Source organism: Streptomyces canus 299MFChir4.1 (genome assembly GCF_000383615.1).
GTDB lineage: Bacteria > Actinomycetota > Actinomycetes > Streptomycetales > Streptomycetaceae > Streptomyces > Streptomyces canus_C.
Genome location: NZ_KB911594.1, coordinates 45,407 through 61,592 on the forward strand (window position 1 = coordinate 45,407; position 16,186 = coordinate 61,592).

The following is a 16,186-nucleotide window of genomic DNA, read 5'->3' on the forward strand; positions in this document are numbered from 1 at the left end:
CTCCTGGGGACTGCGGGAGCCCGGGGCGGGCCCCGTGCCCTTCCGTCCTACGCCCCTCCCCCGCTGGGCGCCATCGGGCGGACGCGAACAATCCGCCCCGAAACACCCCACCCGCGATACGACAAAAGCCCCCGGAACACTCCGGGGGCTCGGTCGGGCCGGTCGGGCCGACTACGGCAGGTTGCGCGCCATGACGATCCGCTGGACCTGGTTCGTACCCTCGTAGATCTGCGTGATCTTCGCGTCGCGCATCATCCGCTCGACCGGGTAGTCACGGGTGTAGCCGTACCCGCCCAGCAGCTGGACCGCGTCCGTGGTGACCTCCATGGCCACGTCCGAGGCGAAGCACTTGGCCGCGGCGCCCTGGAAGGTGAGGTCCTTGTCGAGGCGCTCCGAGGCGGCCGCGGCCTGGTAGGTCAGGGCGCGGGCGGCGGAGATCTTCATGGCCATGTCGGCGAGCATGAACTGGATGCCCTGGAAGTCGGCGATGGCCTTGCCGAACTGCTTGCGCTCCTGGACGTAGCCCTTGGCGTAGTCGAGGGCGCCCTGGGCGACACCGAGGGCCTGGGCGGCGATGGTGATGCGGGTGTGGTCCAGGGTCTTCATCGCCGTGGCGAAGCCGGTGCCCTCGTCGCCGATCATGCGGTCGGCCGGGATGCGGACGTTGTCCAGGTAGACCTCGCGTGTGGGCGAGCCCTTGATGCCGAGCTTCTTCTCGGGGGCGCCGAAGGAGACGCCCTCGTCGGACTTCTCGACGACGAAGGCGGAGATGCCCTTCGAGCGCTTCGAGGGGTCCGTCACGGCCATCACCGTGTAGTACTCGGACTCGCCGGCGTTGGTGATCCAGCGCTTCACGCCGTTGAGGACCCAGTAATCGCCGTCGCGGACCGCCTTGGTCTTCATGCCGGCCGCGTCGGAACCGGCGTCCGGCTCGGAGAGGGCGTACGAGAACATCACGTCGCCCTTGGCGAGCGGGGTCATGTACTTCTTCTTCAGCTCGTCCGAGCCGGAGAGGATCACCGGGAGCGAGCCCAGCTTGTTCACCGCGGGGATCAGGGAGGAGGACACGCAGACGCGTGCGACCTCCTCGATGACGATCACCGTGGCCAGCGCGTCGGCGCCCGCGCCGCCGTACTCCTCGGAGACGTGCACGGCATGCAGGTCGTTGGCCACCAGCGCGTCCAGCGCCTCGCGCGGGAAGCGGGCCTCCTCGTCGACCGCGGCGGCGTACGGCGCGATCTTCGCCTCCGCCAGCGAGCGGATGGCGTCCCGGAGCATGTCGTGCTCCTCGGACGGGCGGTACAGGTCGAAGTCAGCCGTTCCGGCCAAGGTCTCTCACGCTCCAAGGACGCTGTGATGCCTGTGCTAATTACCGTTAAGTAACTCAAATTTTAGGGCCCGGCCCACGGGACGGATACGTGAGCTTGGCGACAGCGGGAAAACTGCCCGTCACACCCTCCGACTATGCTCGGGCGCGCACTGGCCCGTCCCTCTTTCTGGAGTCTCCATGGCCCTCAAGATCACCGTGATCGGCACCGGCTACCTCGGCGCCACCCACGCCGCGGCCATGGCCGAGCTCGGTTTCGAGGTGCTGGGGCTCGACGTGGTGCCCGAGAAGATCGAGATGCTCCAGCGGGGCCAGGTCCCGATGTACGAGCCAGGCCTGGAGGAGCTGCTGCGCAAGCATGTCGCCGGGATCGAGGGCTCCACGGGCCGGCTGCGCTTCACCATGGACTGGGAAGAGGCCGGCGCCTTCGGTGACGTGCACTTCGTCTGCGTGAACACTCCGCAGCGGCACGGCGAGTACGCCTGCGACATGTCGTACGTCGACTCGGCGTTCGCCTCCCTCGCCCCGCACCTGACCCGTCCGGCGCTCGTCGTCGGCAAGTCGACGGTGCCCGTGGGCTCCGCCGACCGGCTGGCCCGCTATCTGGCCGACCACTCCCCCGCGGGCGCCGACGCCGAGCTGGCCTGGAACCCGGAGTTCCTGCGCGAGGGCTTCGCCGTGGACGACACGCTGCACCCGGACCGGATCGTCGTCGGCGTGCGCAGCGAGCGCACGGAGAAGCTGCTGCGCGAGGTGTACGCGACACCGCTCGGCGAGGGCACGCCGTTCGTGGTGACCGACTTCCCGACCGCGGAGCTGGTGAAGACCTCCGCGAACTCCTTCCTGGCCACGAAGATCTCCTTCATCAACGCGATGGCGGAGATGTGCGAGGCCTCCGGCGGCGATGTCGCCAAGCTCGCCGAGGCCATCGGGTACGACGACCGGATCGGGAAGAAGTTCCTGCGGGCCGGGATCGGCTTCGGCGGCGGCTGTCTGCCCAAGGACATCCGTGCCTTCATGGCCCGTGCGGGTGAGCTCGGCGCGGACCAGGCGCTGACCTTCCTGCGCGAGATCGACTCGATCAACATGCGCCAGCGCGGGCAGATGGTGGAGCTGGCCCGGCAGATACTGGGCGGCGGGCCGTTCCTCGGCAAGCGGGTCGCGGTGCTCGGCGCCACCTTCAAGCCCGACTCGGACGACGTCCGGGACTCGCCCGCGCTGAACGTCGCCGGGCAGATACACCTCCAGGGCGGCCAGGTCACGGTCTACGACCCGAAGGGCATGGACAACGCCCGCCGCCTGTTCCCCACCCTCGGCTACGCCGACACCGCCGTGGACGCGGTCCGGAGCGCCGACGTCGTACTCCACCTCACGGAGTGGCGGGAGTTCCGCGAACTGGACCCGGCCGCCCTCGGCGAGGTCGCGGCGGCGAAGGTCGTCCTCGACGGCCGCAACGCCCTGGACCCGGAGCTGTGGCGGAAGGCGGGCTGGACGTACCGGGCGATGGGGCGGCCGACGGCCTGAGCGGAGGCCGTGGCGGTGGCGGCAGGGGCGGGGCCTCACCGGGCCCCGGCGGCCGCATGACGGAGGCTCAGGACAGCCGTTCGGCTGCCGTGCCCTGGGCGACCGTGCTGTCGTCCTCGCCGTCCAGGCCCGGAGTCGTAGCGGTGGGCGCGCACCCCGTCCCGCCAGAGCTCCAACTCCGGCCGGTCATCGTCGTACAGCCTGGCATATGCCGCCTCCCCGGAATCACCAACACGAGTTCGATTTGCATTCGAGCACGGCGGTGAATTGACCGTTCTCACAGACCACACCCCCATAAAGGAGAGGTAGGCAACGATCGGTTAACCGGTGCGTAGTCAAGCGGAATCCGCCCTCCACTCCACTGTTCGTCATCGCCGGACTCTTCGACCGGGTTGATGCGAGCATGTCAGGAGTGAATCATGCCCCTGTTTCGCGGGGTGGAGTGGCCGCGTGATCATCGCGACGAGCTGGTCGCCGGGGCGCTCGTCGCCGCGGTGGTGATCGTGCTGGGGTACGCCTCGGGCATCGGTGCCCCCGCCGCTTCCGGGGCGGCCGAGGCCGCACTTTCCCCGGCCTCGCCGCCCGCGGCCACGGCACCGGAGGCGACCGCGCCGGGTGCCGGTCAAGTCCCCGCCGACTCCGGCGAGTTGCCGGCCTACGGCGGGGCCGGCTCCGACCTGGGATACGGCGGGACCGGGTCGGACATCGGATACGGCGATGCCGGGGGCGTCGTGACCGGTACCGGCCCCGTCGACGGGAGCGGCGGGCAAGGCGGCGGCAGTCACACCGGGCACGCGAGCTCGCCCCCCGCGGGCACGCCCACCCCCGCTCCCACTCCCACCCCGTCCCCCTCGGCCACTTGCCGGGACGGCGAGGTCACCCTTGTGCAACCGCTGCTCGTCGGCCTCACCGAGCCCGCCCTCGGTCTCCTGGGCGGTGCGACCGCGTCCCCCTCGCCGACGCCCTCTCCCTCGCCCTGCGTCGGCCTCGCCCCCGTCTCCGGCCTGCTCGGCGGGGTCCTCGCCGGCTCCCCCTCCGCCTCCCCGCGGCCGGGGGCGACGCCATGAGGCCACTGCTCGTCCTCGCCGCTTTCCTCTGCGCCCTCCTCGGCGCCGCCCAACCCGCTTCCGCGCACACCGAGTTGGTGAGCTCCTCCCCCAAGGACGGGGCCACGCCCGCGAAGGCTCCCGACCACCTCACCCTCACCTTCGACGAGGCCGTCGACCTGGCCGACGTACGGGTGCTGACGGTGGACGGGGACCGGCTGCCGGTGGCCCGTCCGCCGAGGGGAACGGCGAAGGGAACGGCGGAGAGCAACGTCGTGCGGGTCGCGCTCGGCAGCCCTGCGGACGGGAGGTTCGCGGTGGTGTGGTCCGTCGTGGACGAGGAGGACGGACACGCCTCCTCCGGGCGGATCGCCTTCGCCGTCGGGGCGGCCCCCGCCAGGACCGGCGGCGACGAGGCCCGGGCCGCCGCTCCCGCACCGTCCCCCTCGGTGCGCAAGGGCCTCGTCGCCGTCCGCTGGGCCGGATACCTCGCGCTGGCCCTGTTCGTCGGCGGGCTCGCGTTCGTCGCGCTGCTGTGGCCGGGCGGGGCCTACGAGCCGCGGGCCCGGGCGCTGCTCGGGCTGGCCTGGACGGGCGGACTGCTGGCGACCGTGGCGGCCGTGGGACTGCAGGGCGCGTACGCCTCGCTCGGCGGCCTGCGGGACGCCCTGCGCCCGGCGACCTACGCGGACGTCCTGGCCACCGAACCCGGCGTCGTGCTCGCCGCACGCGGCCTGATGTGGGTGCTCGCGGCCGTGGTGCTCGCCGCGCTACTCCAGGGCGCCGCGCGCTCGCCGGGCTGGCGGGTGGGCGCGCTCGCGGTGGCCTTCGGGCTGCTGCGCACGACCGGCATGACGGGCCACAACTCCGAGGGCGGTGAGCCCACTTGGGGCGCGGTCGCCGACTTCGTGCACCTTCTCGGGGCCGCGCTGTGGATCGGCGGGCTCGCCATGCTCGCGCTGGCGGTGCTGCCGCGTCGGCGGCCCGCGGAGCTGGCCGAGGTGGTGCCGGGCTACGCGCGGCTCGCGGCGCTGAGCGTCACGGGCATCGTCGGCGCCGGGCTGGTGCTCGCGTGGCAGGTGGTGGGGTCGTTCGACGGCCTTCTGCACACCTCCTACGGGCATCTGCTGCTCGTCAAGACAGCCGTCCTCGGGTGCGTCCTGCTCGCCGCGTACGCGAGCCGCCAGTGGGTGCGCACCCGTCTCGATCTCGCCGTGCTGCTGCGCGGCGACGCCGCCACCGTGCGGCCCTTCGGTTACTCGGTCGCGGCCGAGACGGGGCTGGTCCTCGTCGTGCTCGCCGTGACGAGTCTGCTGGTCACGGCCGATCCCGGCCGCTGAACACCCGCAAAAGCAAAAGGAGTTGCAGTGAGAAGCAAAGACGAGACCGGTGGCCGGCGAAGCAAGTCGCCGACCGGGAACCGGTCCCTGCTGTTCGCCGGCCTCGGCGCGGCCCTCGCCGCCGTGCTCAGTCTCGGGCTGCTGAGCGCGGCCACGGGTTCCACGGCGGCCTCGCAGCAGGCCGCGGGCGCGGCTCAGGCGCCCGCTGCCGCCGCTGCCGCCGCTGCCGCCATGAAGGCCGCCGCCGCCCCCGACTACCAAGTCGACATCACGGGTTACAAGTTCGGCGACGGCAAGCAGCTCGTGGTCGAGGTGGGCCAGACGGTCCGGTGGACCAACCACGACAGCGCGCCGCACACGGTGACCACGACCAAGGCCCCGGTGGCCTTCGACTCGGGGACGCTGAAGAAGGGCGACTCGTGGTCGTACACCTTCAGCAAGGTCGGCACCTACGAGTACTACTGCGCGGTGCACCCGGACATGGTGTCGTCCGTGAAGGTGGTGGCGGCCTCCGGCGGCGGCACCACCCCCATGCCGACCCCGACGGCGACCCCGACGACGGGTCCCACGGCCACGCCGACGGCGACCCCCACGCCGACCGGCATGCCGATGCCGACCTCAACGCCGACGGCCACGCCCACCAGCGGCGGTGGCGGCGAGCAGTGCACGAGCATCCGCAATGAGCTCCTGCCGATCCTCCAGCACCTCTACGCGGCCCACCTGGAGGAGTCGCCCGGCCGGCAGGTGCAGGACGCGCTGTCGCTGGACTCGTACATCAAGATGCACACGGTGTGGATCGCGAGCATCCTCAAGCCGGCCGTCAACGACGGCGGGACGGTGCTCGACAGCACGCTGAGCGTGCTGCTGGCCCACATCAACTCCGCGCACCTGGAGGAGTCGCTCGGACAGCAGGTCACCGATCTGCTGAACCCCGACGCCTACGTGAAGATGCACACCGTCTGGGCCGAGCACCTGCTCGCTCCCACCACGGACTTCCTCACCACCAGCTGCTGACACATGGGTGGACGCCGTTCCGGCCGGGGCTCAGCCGGCCGGAACGGCGTCCACGGTCATTCTCCACACCCCCACCACATTTCGGGAACCGCTTTCCAAGGAGTTCGGGATGACAACCGTCACCCTGCCCACCGTTCCTCCGCCCCGCCGGCTCACCGTGGCCCCCGGCCGCTCGCTCGCCGAACTCACCGCCTGGTACGGGCCTTTGCCGGTACGGCGGCGGCGGATACCCCTCGCCGGAGCGTCGCTGGAGACGTCCCCGGACGCCCCTCACCCCGCGTTCCGTTTCGAGTTCGACCACGGCGAGCTGCGGGCCCAGCTCACCTCCGAGCGGGTCGAGGACCTGCCCGGCGACCGCCTCCAGCTCACCGCCGACCTCGTCCTCGACGACGTCGCCTTCCCTGTCCTCCTGCGGATGCGTGTGCTCGACCGCGCCGAGGACCGGATGCTCGTCGTGGGCACGGCCCGGCTGTCCTACCGGCTGCTGCGCCGGGCCACCGGATTCCGGCTGCCGTGGCGGCTGCCGGCCACGTGTCTTCGGCTGCTCGTCGCGGCGGAGTTCGCATGAGGGGGCTGCTGCGGGCCGCGGCGGCGCTCGCCCTCCTCGCCATGTGGCTGCTGCCGTCGGGACAGGCGTCCGCGGCGGGCTACTCGGTGGCCATGAAGGGGTACGCCTTCTCGCCGGCGTCCTTGAGCGTGCCCGCCGGTTCCACGGTGACGTGGACCAACTACGACACGGCCCCGCACGACGTGAAGACCACCTCCGGCCCGCTCTCGATCCACTCCCCCATGCTGAACAAGGGCCAGAGCTGGAGCTTCACCTTCGCCACGGCCGGTTCCTACGGCTACGTCTGCACGGTCCACCCGGACATGACGGCGGGGATCACGGTCCGGGCGGCACCGGCACCGGCTCCTGCCAGGACCTCGGCGGCACCGAGAGAGCACACGCACACGACACCGGCCCGGACCCCGTCCCGTACCGCGCACTCGGCACCGGCGATGACGATGCCGTCCGCGTCGCCATCGCCCACGGCATCCGAGGCGGCCGTACCGCAGACGGCACCGCAGGCGGCACCCCAGGCGACACAGCAGCCCGTGACCCAGACGGCAGCCTCGACGGGCCGCCCCCTGGACCCCCTGCTGCTCCTGGCCGGCCTGGTGGCCGGGGTGGCGGTCCTGTGCCTCCTGCTGGTCGGCTCAAGGACGTCCCAGGCGCAGAGGGAGGAATCCTGACGACACCGCTCACCCCTTGGCCCGGTAGCGCCGCATCTTCGCCCGCGCCCCGCACACCTGCATAGAGCACCACCGCCCCCGCCCCGCCGGACTCCGGTCGTAGTACGCCCAGTGGCAGTCCACGGCCTCACAGGCCTTCAGGCGGATCCACGTCCCCGCGACCAGCGACTCGGCGACGGCGGCGGCGACGCGGGAGAGCAGGGTCCGGGCGTCGGCGGGGGCGAGGGCGGCAGAGCCGTCCACCGCGGCCACGGTCAGCACCAGGGGCGCCGCCGCCAGCAACTCCCCCAGCGGTGTCACCGCCCGGTGCGGCGGATGCCCGGCGTGCGCCAGCAGAGCGACCCGCAGCGACTCCCTCAGCTCACGCGCCTGCGCCAGCTCCCCCTCGGTGATCCCGAACCGCGCCCGGCCCTCCGCCGTGCCCAGCGAATCGGCGCCCGACTCCAGGTCCACCGTGTTGACCAGGGACTCGACCAGGGCCAGCCCCCCGGGCGCGGGCGATCGCTCACTCATGGCTGCACGCTACCTAGCTAGGGAATTCCCTTGCGACGTTACCTCCGATGCGGGAGCATGCGGTAACCGTTACTGGTTACCCGCCTCTACAGGTAACCCCGCTTCAAGGAGGAAGCATGGCCGTCGCCGCACTCGGAGCCGTCGTACTGGACTGTCCGGACCCCGCCGCGCTCGCCGGTTTCTACGCCGGTGTCCTCGGCGGCACCGTCGAGGGTGAGGGGGACTGGGTCGACCTGAAGACCCCTGACGGACCGGCGCTGGCCTTCCAGGCCGCCCCCGGTTTCGTACCGCCGAAGTGGCCCGCCCCCGACGCCTCGCAGCAGTTCCACCTGGACCTGAGCGTCCCGGACCTGGACGCGGCCGAGAAGGAGGTGCTGGCGCTCGGGGCGAAGCCGCTGGACGCCGAGGACCGCTCCCGCACCTTCCGTGTGTACGCGGACCCTGCGGGGCACCCGTTCTGCCTCTGCGCCTGCTGACCCGCCGGTCGAACCAGGAGGACCTCTCGTGACCGTCGCACGTTTCCGTTCCGTCGTGATCGACTGCCCCGACCCCCGTACGCTCGCCCGTTTCTACGCCGGGATCGTGGGCGGCACCCCGGAGGACGACGATCCGGACTGGGTGGTCCTGCGCGTCCCCGCCGGTCCCCGGCTGGCCTTCCAGAGCGCCCCGGGGCTCACTCCGCCCGAGTGGCCGCGGGCGGACCGCAACTCCCAGCAGTTCCACCTCGACTTCGACGGCGGGACCACGTGGGAGGAGATCGACGCGGCCGAGGCCAAGGTGCTGGAGCTGGGCGCGCGGCTGCTGCACGCCGAGGACAAGGAGGACTTCCGGGTCTACGCGGACCCGGCGGGCCACCCCTTCTGCCTGTGCCGGATCGACCCGCTGTAGCGCCGACCGGCGGCCGGCCACCGACTCCGACGTGACGCCCGTGCCGGGGTGTCTCGTACGGCGACGCGGGCCATCCGCCCGGCCGTCACACATCGCCGCCGGACCGGTCCGCACCGCGCCGCCGGTCGGTGGTGGGGCCCGGCTATCCGTCGAGGTCGGCGATCTTCGCCGTGGACGGCTCGCGCCGCTGCTGCGCCGCCCGTGCGGTGAAGTCGGACTCGCGCAGCATCCGCTGGACATTGCCCCAGGTCAGCAGCGCGAGGTCGGCCTCGTCCCAGCCCCGGCGCAGCAGCTCGGCGACGAGGTGCGGGTAGCAGGAGGCGTCGCCCAGCTCCTGCGGGTGCGCGGTGCCGGCGTCGTAGGTGCCGGACAGGCCCACGCACTCGGCGCCCGCGACCGCGCGCACATGGTCGAGGTGGTCGGCGACGTCCCGGACCGTCGGGCCGGTCTGCTCGGCGGTCAGCGGCACCATGCACAGGCCGCCCGCGGCACCCAGCTCGGCGAGCAGGTCGTCGGGCAGGTTGGCCGGGTGGGGCCGCAGGGCGCGGGCGGCGGAGCGGCTGAAGAGCACCGGCGCCTTGGAGACGGCCAGGGCGCGCCGGACGGTGGCGTCGGAGGCGCCGGAGAGGTCGGCGAGGACTCCGAGCCGGTTCATCTCGCGCAGCACCTCCTCGCCGAACCGGGTGAGCCCCGCCGCGCTCGCCCAGGACACCCCGGTCAGGGTGAGGGCGCGCAGTCCGAGGGCGTGCAGGGAGCGCAGGATGCCGAGCGAGTCGCCGAGGGCGGCCGCGCCCGCGGGGCCGAGCAGGACGGCGGCACGGCCGCAGTTGCGGGCGTCGGTGGCCTGTCCGGCGGTGCGGGCCAGGCGCAGGCCCTCGGGGTGGTTGCGTACGACGGTCTTCACCAGGTCGAGCTGTTCCAGGGTGGCGCCGACGGCACGGTCCCCGTCGAGCCCCTCGGGCAGGTGCAGCGACCACATCAGAGCGCCCACGTGCCCCTCCCTGAGCCTCGGCACATCCGTGTCCACCGCGCTCTCACCGACCTCCAGGTCGAACCAGGGCAGGTGCCGCAGGGCCCACGGCAGCCCGCTGTAACCGTCGGCGACCGGGTGCTCGGCGAGGATGGCACGCGCGCGCTCCAGCCGCTCGGCGCCCGGGTCGGAGCCCGGCCCGCACAGCTCCGGCACGGCCCCGAAGAGCCGGGGCAGCTCTTCCACCTCGGCCGGGGGATGCAGTTCGTCCTGGAGGTCTGCCATGACGGGCTCCGTACGTCGTGATCTTCCTGATCGCCGTACGGTCACCGTCCCACGGAGCGCGGGGGGCTTCCTGGTGGGCGGGGCGTTCGGGGGTACGGCGGTCCGGGTGCCGTGCGCCGCCCGGCCACCAGGTCGAAGACGCCCCGGGCGGTCAGCCGTCGAGCTCGGAGAGGGTCGCGTTGGACGGCCCCCGCGTCGACTGGAGCTCCCGGGCCACGTCCTCCGCCGCGCCCAGTACGCGTACCGCGTTCTGCCAGGTCAGCTTGGCGAGGTCGGGGCGGGACCAGCCGCGGTCCAGGAGTTCGGCGATGAGGTTCGGGTAGCCGGAGACGTCGCTGAGGCCGTCCGGGGTGAAGGCCGTGCCGTCGTAGTCGCCGCCGATGCCGATGTGGTCCACGCCGGCCACCTCGCGCATGTGGTCCAGATGGTCCGCGACCGTCGAGACCGTGGCGACCGGGCGCGGAGTGCGCTCCTCGAAGGCGCGGTGCACCTTCATCGCCTCGGGGGTGGTCGCGAGGTGGTGGAAGCCGTGCTCGCGCATGTTCTCGTCGGCGGCGGCCGTCCAGTCGACGGCTGCCTGGAGGACGAACTTCGGCACGAAGGTCACCATCGCCATGCCCCCGTTGGACGGCAGGCGCTCCAGGACGTCGTCCGGGACGTTGCGCGGGTGGTCGCACACCGCCCGCGCGGAGGAGTGCGAGAAGATCACCGGCGCCTCGCTCGCGTCCAGCGCGTCCCGCATGGTCGTCGCCGCCACGTGCGAGAGGTCCACGAGCATGCCCTCGCGATTCATCTCCCGGACCACCGCGCGGCCGAAGGCCGACAGGCCCCCCACGCCCGGTTCGTCGGTCGCCGAGTCCGCCCAGTCCACGTTGTCGTTGTGGGTGAGGGTCATGTAGCGCACGCCGAGCGCGTACAACGCGCGGAGCGTGGCGAGGGAGTTGGCGATGGAGTGGCCGCCCTCGGCACCCATGAGCGAGGCGATACGGCCTTCCGCGCGCGCCGCCTCCATGTCCGCGGCGGTGAGCGCGGCCCGCAGCTGTGCCGGGTACCGCGCGATCAACTGCCGTACGCAGTCGATCTGTTCCAGCGTCGCCGGCACCGCGTCGGGCAGGTCCGAGCGGACGTACACCGACCAGTACTGCGCGCCGACGCCGCCGGCCCGCAGCCGGGCGAGGTCGGTGTGCAGGTGGGCCGACTGGTCCGTGGCGATGTCCCGGGCGTCGAGGTCGTAGCGGACCTGTTCGCGCAGTGCCCAGGGCAGGTCGTTGTGGCCGTCGACGACCGGGAACTCGCGCAGCAGTTCCCGGGCCGTCTCCAGCGGGTGCACGGCGGTCACTTGCCGAAGCCGAAGCCGTTGGAGCCCTCGACCTTGGACCGCAGGCGCTTGCCCTTCTCGGTGGCCTGGTCGTTGAGTTCCTGCTGGAACTCCCGCATCCGGCCGAGGAGTTCCTCGTCGTGCACGGCGAGGATGCGGGCCGCGAGCAGACCGGCGTTGCGGGCGCCGCCGACGGAGACGGTCGCGACGGGGACACCGGCCGGCATCTGCACGATCGACAGCAGCGAGTCCATGCCGTCGAGGTACTTCAGCGGGACCGGGACCCCGATCACCGGGAGGGGGGTGACGGAGGCGAGCATGCCCGGGAGGTGGGCGGCTCCGCCAGCCCCCGCGATGATCGCCTTCAGGCCCCGCTCGGCCGCCTGCTCGCCGTACGCGATCATCTCGCGCGGCATGCGGTGCGCGGAGACGACGTCGACCTCGTACTCGATCTCGAACTCGTCGAGGGCCTGGGCGGCGGCCTCCATGACGGGCCAGTCGCTGTCGGACCCCATGACGATGCCTACAACGGGGCTCATTCGGTGATCGTGCCTCTCAGGTAGCCGGCAGCGTGACGTGCGCGTTCGAGAACGTCGTCCAGGTCGTCGCCGTAGGTGTTGACGTGGCCCACCTTGCGGCCGGGCTTCACGTCCTTGCCGTACATGTGGATCTTCAGCTTGGGGTCGCGGGCCATGCAGTGCAGGTACGCGGAGTACATGTCGGGGAAGTCGCCGCCGAGGACGTTGACCATGACGGTCCACTTCGCGCGGGGGCGCGGGTCGCCGAGCGGGAGGTCGAGGACGGCCCGGACGTGGTTGGCGAACTGGGAGGTGATCGCGCCGTCCTGGGTCCAGTGGCCGGAGTTGTGCGGGCGCATCGCGAGTTCGTTGACGAGGATGCGGCCGTCGCGGGTCTGGAACAGCTCGACGGCGAGGTGGCCGACGACGTCCAGTTCCTTGGCGATGTTCAGGGCCAGTTCCTCGGCCCTGAGGGCCAGGGACTCGTCCAGGTCGGGGGCCGGGGCGATCACCGTGTCGCAGACGCCGTTGACCTGCTGGGACTCGACAACCGGGTAGGCGACGGCCTGGCCGTGCGGCGACCGTACGACGTTGGCGGCGAGCTCGCGGACGTAGTCGACCTTCTCCTCGGCGAGGACGGGGACGCCGGCCCGGAAGGGGTCGGCGGCCTCCTCGGCGGAGTCCACCACCCACACGCCCTTGCCGTCGTAGCCGCCGCGGACGGTCTTGAGGACGACGGGGAAGCCGTCGCCCTCCGCCGCGAAGGCCGCCACGTCCTCGGGATCGCTGACGATCCGGTGCCGTGGGCACGGGACGCCGATCGCGTCGAGCCGCGCGCGCATCACGCCCTTGTCCTGGGCGTGCACGAGCGCGTCGGGGCCGGGGCGGACGGGGATGCCGTCCGCCTCCAGGGCTCTGAGGTGCTCGGTGGGTACGTGCTCGTGATCGAAGGTGATCACATCGCACCCGCGCGCGAACTCGCGCAGCGTGTCGAGGTCGCGATAGTCGCCGATGACGACGTCGCTCACCACTTGCGCCGCGGAATCCAGAGGGGTGTCACTGAGAAGCTTGAACCTGATGCCGAGCGGGATGCCTGCTTCGTGTGTCATACGCGCGAGCTGGCCCCCGCCGACCATGCCGACTACCGGGAACGTCACGACCCCAGGGTATCGGTCGAGCCACGGCGGCCGAATTCCGCGCCTCTCACCGGTCCTCTTACCAGGTTGTTTCCCTGTGTGTGAGTTCATCCACAGGCAACTGGCCAGGGGGGTGGTTAGCATGGCTGAGTTGACGAAATCACTCGACTGACCGACCCGACTGGGGGACTGTACAACCATGGGACATGGTTCCTCAGGGTTGCGAAGGATCGTTCGCGAGGTCGCCAAATTCGGTGCGGTGGGCGGAGCGGGGCTCCTCGTCAACCTTGTCGTCTTCAACATGGTGCGGCATCTCACCGACCTTCCGGTGGTCCGGGCGAGCGTCGTGGCGACGGTCGTGTCGATCGTCTTCAACTACATAGGGTTCCGTTACTTCACGTACCGCGACCGCGACAAGAGCGGCCGTACGAAGGAGCTGACCCTGTTCCTGCTGTTCAGCGTGGTCGGCCTGGTCATCGAAAACGGCATCCTCTATGCCGCGACCTACGGTTTCGGCTGGGACAGCCCGCTCCAGAGCAACATCTTCAAGTTCGTCGGCATCGGCATCGCGACCCTGTTCCGCTTCTGGTCCTACCGCAGCTGGGTCTTCAAGACCCTCCCCGCCCGCGAGGCGGTGGCGAGCGCGGAGTCCTTCCTGGAGGAGGCCGAGCAGGGCGCGGCCAGGAAACCCCGACCGCGCCAGCGAGTCCTCTGACGCCGGCCGCCGGGCGGACCTAGGCGGGCTCGCAACGGCCCCACCGGACCCGCACAGGCCGCCGCAGGCATTTCAGGGGCGCGGGGAACTGCGCAAAAACGCCCACCCCCACAGACCGGCACCCGAACAACCACCCCCGCCCCCACGGGACCGGCGCCGCTCAAGCCGCGCAGCTCACCGCACCGTCGGCTCGTCCTCGTCCAGCACCGACGACTTCAGCGGGGTGCGGGAGAGGAACAGGCCGAAGACCGGGGGCTGGGCCTGGAGCATTTCCAGGCGGCCGCCGTCGGCCTCCGCCAGGTCCCGGGCCACCGCGAGGCCGATGCCCGTGGAGTTGCGGCCGCTGATCGTGCGCTCGAAGATGCGCGCGCCGAGGTCGGCGGGGACGCCGGGGCCCTCGTCGGTGACCTCGATGACGGCCTGGTTGCCGGTGACGCGGGTGCGCAGGGCCACCGTGCCGCCGCCGTGCATGAGGGAGTTCTCGATCAGCGCGGCCAGCACCTGGGCCACCGCACCCGGCGTGCCGACAGCCGTGAGATGGCGTTTGCCCGAGCTCACGATCGCCCGGCCGGCACTGCGGTACGCGGGCCGCCACTCGGCGAGCTGCTGCTGGATGACCTCGTCGAGGTCGAAGGTGACCGCGTTGCCGGCCCGGGGGTCACGGGAGTTCGTCAGCAGCCGCTCGACCACGTCCGTCAGCCGCTCCACCTGGGTCAGCGCGACGTTCGCCTCCTCCTTCACCGTGTCCGGGTCGTCGGTGAGGGTGATCTCCTCCAGGCGCATGGACAGGGCGGTCAGGGGTGTACGGAGCTGATGGGAGGCGTCGGCGGCCAGGCGCCGTTCCGCCGTCAGCATGCGCGCGATGCGCTCGGCGGAGGAGTCCAGGACGTCGGCGACCCGGTCCAGCTCGGGGACGCCGTACCGTTTGTGCCGGGGCCGCGGGTCGCCCGAGCCGAGACGTTCCGCGGTCTCGGCGAGGTCGGTCAGCGGCGAGGCCAGCTTGTTGGCCTGGCGGATCGCCAGCAGCACCGCGGCGATCACCGCGAGCAGCGCCACCAGGCCGATGATCAGGAGCGTACGGCCGACCTCCCTGGTCACCGAGGAGCGCGGCTCCTGCACGGTGACCGTCTCGCCCTCCTCGCCCCGCTCCGTGGAGCTGATGACCTGCCCCGACGGCTTGGAGCCGACCTCGATCGGGTCCTTCCCGGGGATCCGGATCACGGCGTACCGTTCCTGCGCGACCTGCTCGCGCAGGATCTCCGCGTTCACGTCCTCCGCGGCGAACAGCCGGCTGTCCACGATCCCGGCCAGCCGGATCGCCTCGGAGTCGACCCGCTCCTGGGCACTGTTGCTGATGGTGCGGGTCTCGACGATGACGAGGGAGACGCCGAAGACGGCGATCACCACGAGCACCACGGCGAGCGTGGACTGGATCAGTCGACGGCGCATGTCCTCTTACCTGCCAGGCGGACGGGGTTCAGCTCTTCTCGAAGCGGAAGCCCACTCCCCGTACCGTCGCGATGTACCGCGGGTTGGCCGCGTCGTCCCCGAGCTTCTTGCGGAGCCACGAGATGTGCATGTCGAGCGTCTTGGTCGACGACCACCACGTGGTGTCCCAGACCTCGCGCATCAACTGGTCCCGCGTCACCACGCGTCCGGCGTCCCGCACCAGCACCCGCAGCAGGTCGAACTCCTTCGCCGTGAGCTGGAGTTCCTCGTCGCCCATCCACGCCCGGTGCGACTCGACGTCGATCCGCACCCCGTGGGTGGCCGGCGGCTGCGCCGGCTCGGCCGCCCCGCGCCGCAGCAGGGCCCGGACCCGGGCGAGCAGCTCGGCGAGCCGGAAGGGCTTGGTGACGTAGTCGTCGGCGCCCGCGTCGAGCCCGACGACGGTGTCCACCTCGTCGGCGCGCGCGGTCAGGATGAGGATCGGTACGGCGTGGCCCTCGGCGCGCAGTCGGCGGGCCACCTCGAGGCCGTCCATGCCGGGCAGACCCAGGTCGAGGACGACCAGGTCGATGCCGCCCTGCATTCCGGCGTCGAGTGCGGTGGGGCCGTCCTCACGCACCTCGACCTCGTACCCTTCCCGGCGCAGGGCGCGGGCCAGCGGCTCCGAAATGGACGCATCGTCCTCGGCGAGCAGTACACGGGTCATGAGCTGATGGTAGACCGCCTCTGACAGATGCTGGGGTGTGATCACAACCCCATGGTTCTTACCTTTCGAGGATCCGGTGTGAACCTGTGACTGTGCGGTGCCAATCCTGTAAGGACCTTAGAAACTGGGTGTACGGTTCCTCGGTCACCTGTGATTCAGCTCTCAAGTCCTTCCATTTCCGTCCGTATCCTGTCGTATGGTGAA

The 16,186-nt window shown here is 71.5% G+C and carries 18 protein-coding genes; 9 read left to right on the top strand and 9 right to left on the bottom strand.

All coding sequences use genetic code 11. The features are described from left to right. Positions 1-171 precede the first annotated feature (171 nt). Positions 172-1,329, bottom strand: a complete 1,158-nt coding sequence (locus H293_RS0126005; protein ID WP_020120770.1) for an acyl-CoA dehydrogenase family protein — start codon at positions 1,327-1,329, stop codon at positions 172-174. Positions 1,330-1,507: 178 nt separating this feature from the next. Between H293_RS0126005 and H293_RS0126010 the strand changes: the two genes are divergently transcribed. Beyond that, entirely contained in the window at positions 1,508-2,851 is a 1,344-nt protein-coding gene (locus tag H293_RS0126010) for a UDP-glucose dehydrogenase family protein (RefSeq protein ID WP_020120771.1), read from the top strand. Positions 2,852-2,918: 67 nt separating this feature from the next. On the opposite strand, the gene H293_RS58500 is transcribed toward H293_RS0126010, so the two are convergent. Beyond that, a complete protein-coding gene (locus tag H293_RS58500) occupies positions 2,919-3,059 on the bottom strand; it encodes a hypothetical protein (RefSeq protein ID WP_158694441.1) in 141 nt (46 codons plus the stop codon). Between the two features lie 211 nt (positions 3,060-3,270). On the opposite strand from H293_RS58500, the gene H293_RS0126015 reads away from it, so the two are divergent. The 5 genes from H293_RS0126015 (at position 3,271) to H293_RS0126035 (ending at position 7,484) form a co-directional block, all read left to right on the top strand. After that, on the top strand, positions 3,271-3,918 hold the full coding sequence (locus H293_RS0126015; protein WP_020120772.1) for a hypothetical protein: 648 nt from the start codon (positions 3,271-3,273) through the stop codon (positions 3,916-3,918). Next, complete coding sequence (locus H293_RS0126020) at positions 3,915-5,237, top strand: copper resistance CopC/CopD family protein (RefSeq protein WP_020120773.1); 1,323 nt, start codon at positions 3,915-3,917, stop codon at positions 5,235-5,237. The genes H293_RS0126015 and H293_RS0126020 overlap by 4 nt, the downstream gene beginning before the upstream one ends. Before the next feature lie 27 nt (positions 5,238-5,264). After that, complete coding sequence (locus H293_RS0126025; protein ID WP_020120774.1) at positions 5,265-6,251, top strand: cupredoxin domain-containing protein; 987 nt, start codon at positions 5,265-5,267, stop codon at positions 6,249-6,251. A gap of 109 nt (positions 6,252-6,360) precedes the next feature. Continuing rightward, positions 6,361-6,819, top strand: coding sequence for a hypothetical protein (locus H293_RS0126030; protein WP_020120775.1), 459 nt, complete (start codon positions 6,361-6,363; stop codon positions 6,817-6,819). Beyond that, a complete protein-coding gene (locus H293_RS0126035) occupies positions 6,816-7,484 on the top strand; it encodes a cupredoxin domain-containing protein (protein WP_020120776.1) in 669 nt (222 codons plus the stop codon). Before H293_RS0126030 ends, H293_RS0126035 begins: the two co-directional genes overlap by 4 nt. Before the next feature lie 9 nt (positions 7,485-7,493). On the opposite strand, the gene H293_RS0126040 is transcribed toward H293_RS0126035, so the two are convergent. Beyond that, positions 7,494-7,997: a CGNR zinc finger domain-containing protein gene (locus tag H293_RS0126040; RefSeq protein WP_020120777.1), complete on the bottom strand. Its 504-nt coding sequence runs from the start codon at positions 7,995-7,997 to the stop codon at positions 7,494-7,496. 116 nt (positions 7,998-8,113) lie between these two features. Here H293_RS0126040 and H293_RS0126045 point away from each other — a divergent pair, with 116 nt between their 5' ends. Further along, the gene (locus H293_RS0126045; protein ID WP_020120778.1) at positions 8,114-8,473 is read left to right on the top strand and encodes a VOC family protein; all 360 of its coding nucleotides are present in this window, start codon (positions 8,114-8,116) and stop codon (positions 8,471-8,473) included. A gap of 28 nt (positions 8,474-8,501) precedes the next feature. Continuing rightward, complete coding sequence (locus tag H293_RS0126050) at positions 8,502-8,885, top strand: VOC family protein (protein ID WP_020120779.1); 384 nt, start codon at positions 8,502-8,504, stop codon at positions 8,883-8,885. A gap of 142 nt (positions 8,886-9,027) precedes the next feature. Here H293_RS0126050 and H293_RS0126055 read toward each other — a convergent pair whose 3' ends face one another. From H293_RS0126055 to H293_RS0126070, 4 genes are all read right to left on the bottom strand, one after another. Beyond that, the gene (locus H293_RS0126055; protein WP_020120780.1) at positions 9,028-10,140 is read right to left on the bottom strand and encodes a dipeptidase; all 1,113 of its coding nucleotides are present in this window, start codon (positions 10,138-10,140) and stop codon (positions 9,028-9,030) included. A gap of 151 nt (positions 10,141-10,291) precedes the next feature. Continuing rightward, the gene (locus H293_RS0126060) at positions 10,292-11,479 is read right to left on the bottom strand and encodes a dipeptidase (protein ID WP_020120781.1); all 1,188 of its coding nucleotides are present in this window, start codon (positions 11,477-11,479) and stop codon (positions 10,292-10,294) included. Beyond that, the gene (gene purE, locus H293_RS0126065) at positions 11,476-11,973 is read right to left on the bottom strand and encodes a 5-(carboxyamino)imidazole ribonucleotide mutase (RefSeq protein WP_020120782.1); all 498 of its coding nucleotides are present in this window, start codon (positions 11,971-11,973) and stop codon (positions 11,476-11,478) included. Before purE ends, H293_RS0126060 begins: the two co-directional genes overlap by 4 nt. 20 nt (positions 11,974-11,993) lie before the next feature. After that, the gene (locus H293_RS0126070) at positions 11,994-13,133 is read right to left on the bottom strand and encodes a 5-(carboxyamino)imidazole ribonucleotide synthase (protein WP_028808205.1); all 1,140 of its coding nucleotides are present in this window, start codon (positions 13,131-13,133) and stop codon (positions 11,994-11,996) included. Positions 13,134-13,311: 178 nt separating this feature from the next. Between H293_RS0126070 and H293_RS0126075 the strand changes: the two genes are divergently transcribed. Next, entirely contained in the window at positions 13,312-13,827 is a 516-nt protein-coding gene (locus H293_RS0126075; protein WP_033415686.1) for a GtrA family protein, read from the top strand. A gap of 174 nt (positions 13,828-14,001) precedes the next feature. On the opposite strand, the gene H293_RS0126080 is transcribed toward H293_RS0126075, so the two are convergent. Both H293_RS0126080 and H293_RS0126085 read right to left on the bottom strand, forming a co-directional pair. Further along, positions 14,002-15,276, bottom strand: a complete 1,275-nt coding sequence (locus H293_RS0126080; RefSeq protein ID WP_020120785.1) for an ATP-binding protein — start codon at positions 15,274-15,276, stop codon at positions 14,002-14,004. Positions 15,277-15,304: 28 nt separating this feature from the next. Next, positions 15,305-15,982 carry a response regulator transcription factor gene (locus H293_RS0126085; RefSeq protein ID WP_007382513.1) on the bottom strand — a complete coding sequence of 226 codons (678 nt, stop codon included), beginning with the start codon at positions 15,980-15,982 and terminating at the stop codon, positions 15,305-15,307. Between the last annotated feature and the right edge of the window lie 204 nt (positions 15,983-16,186).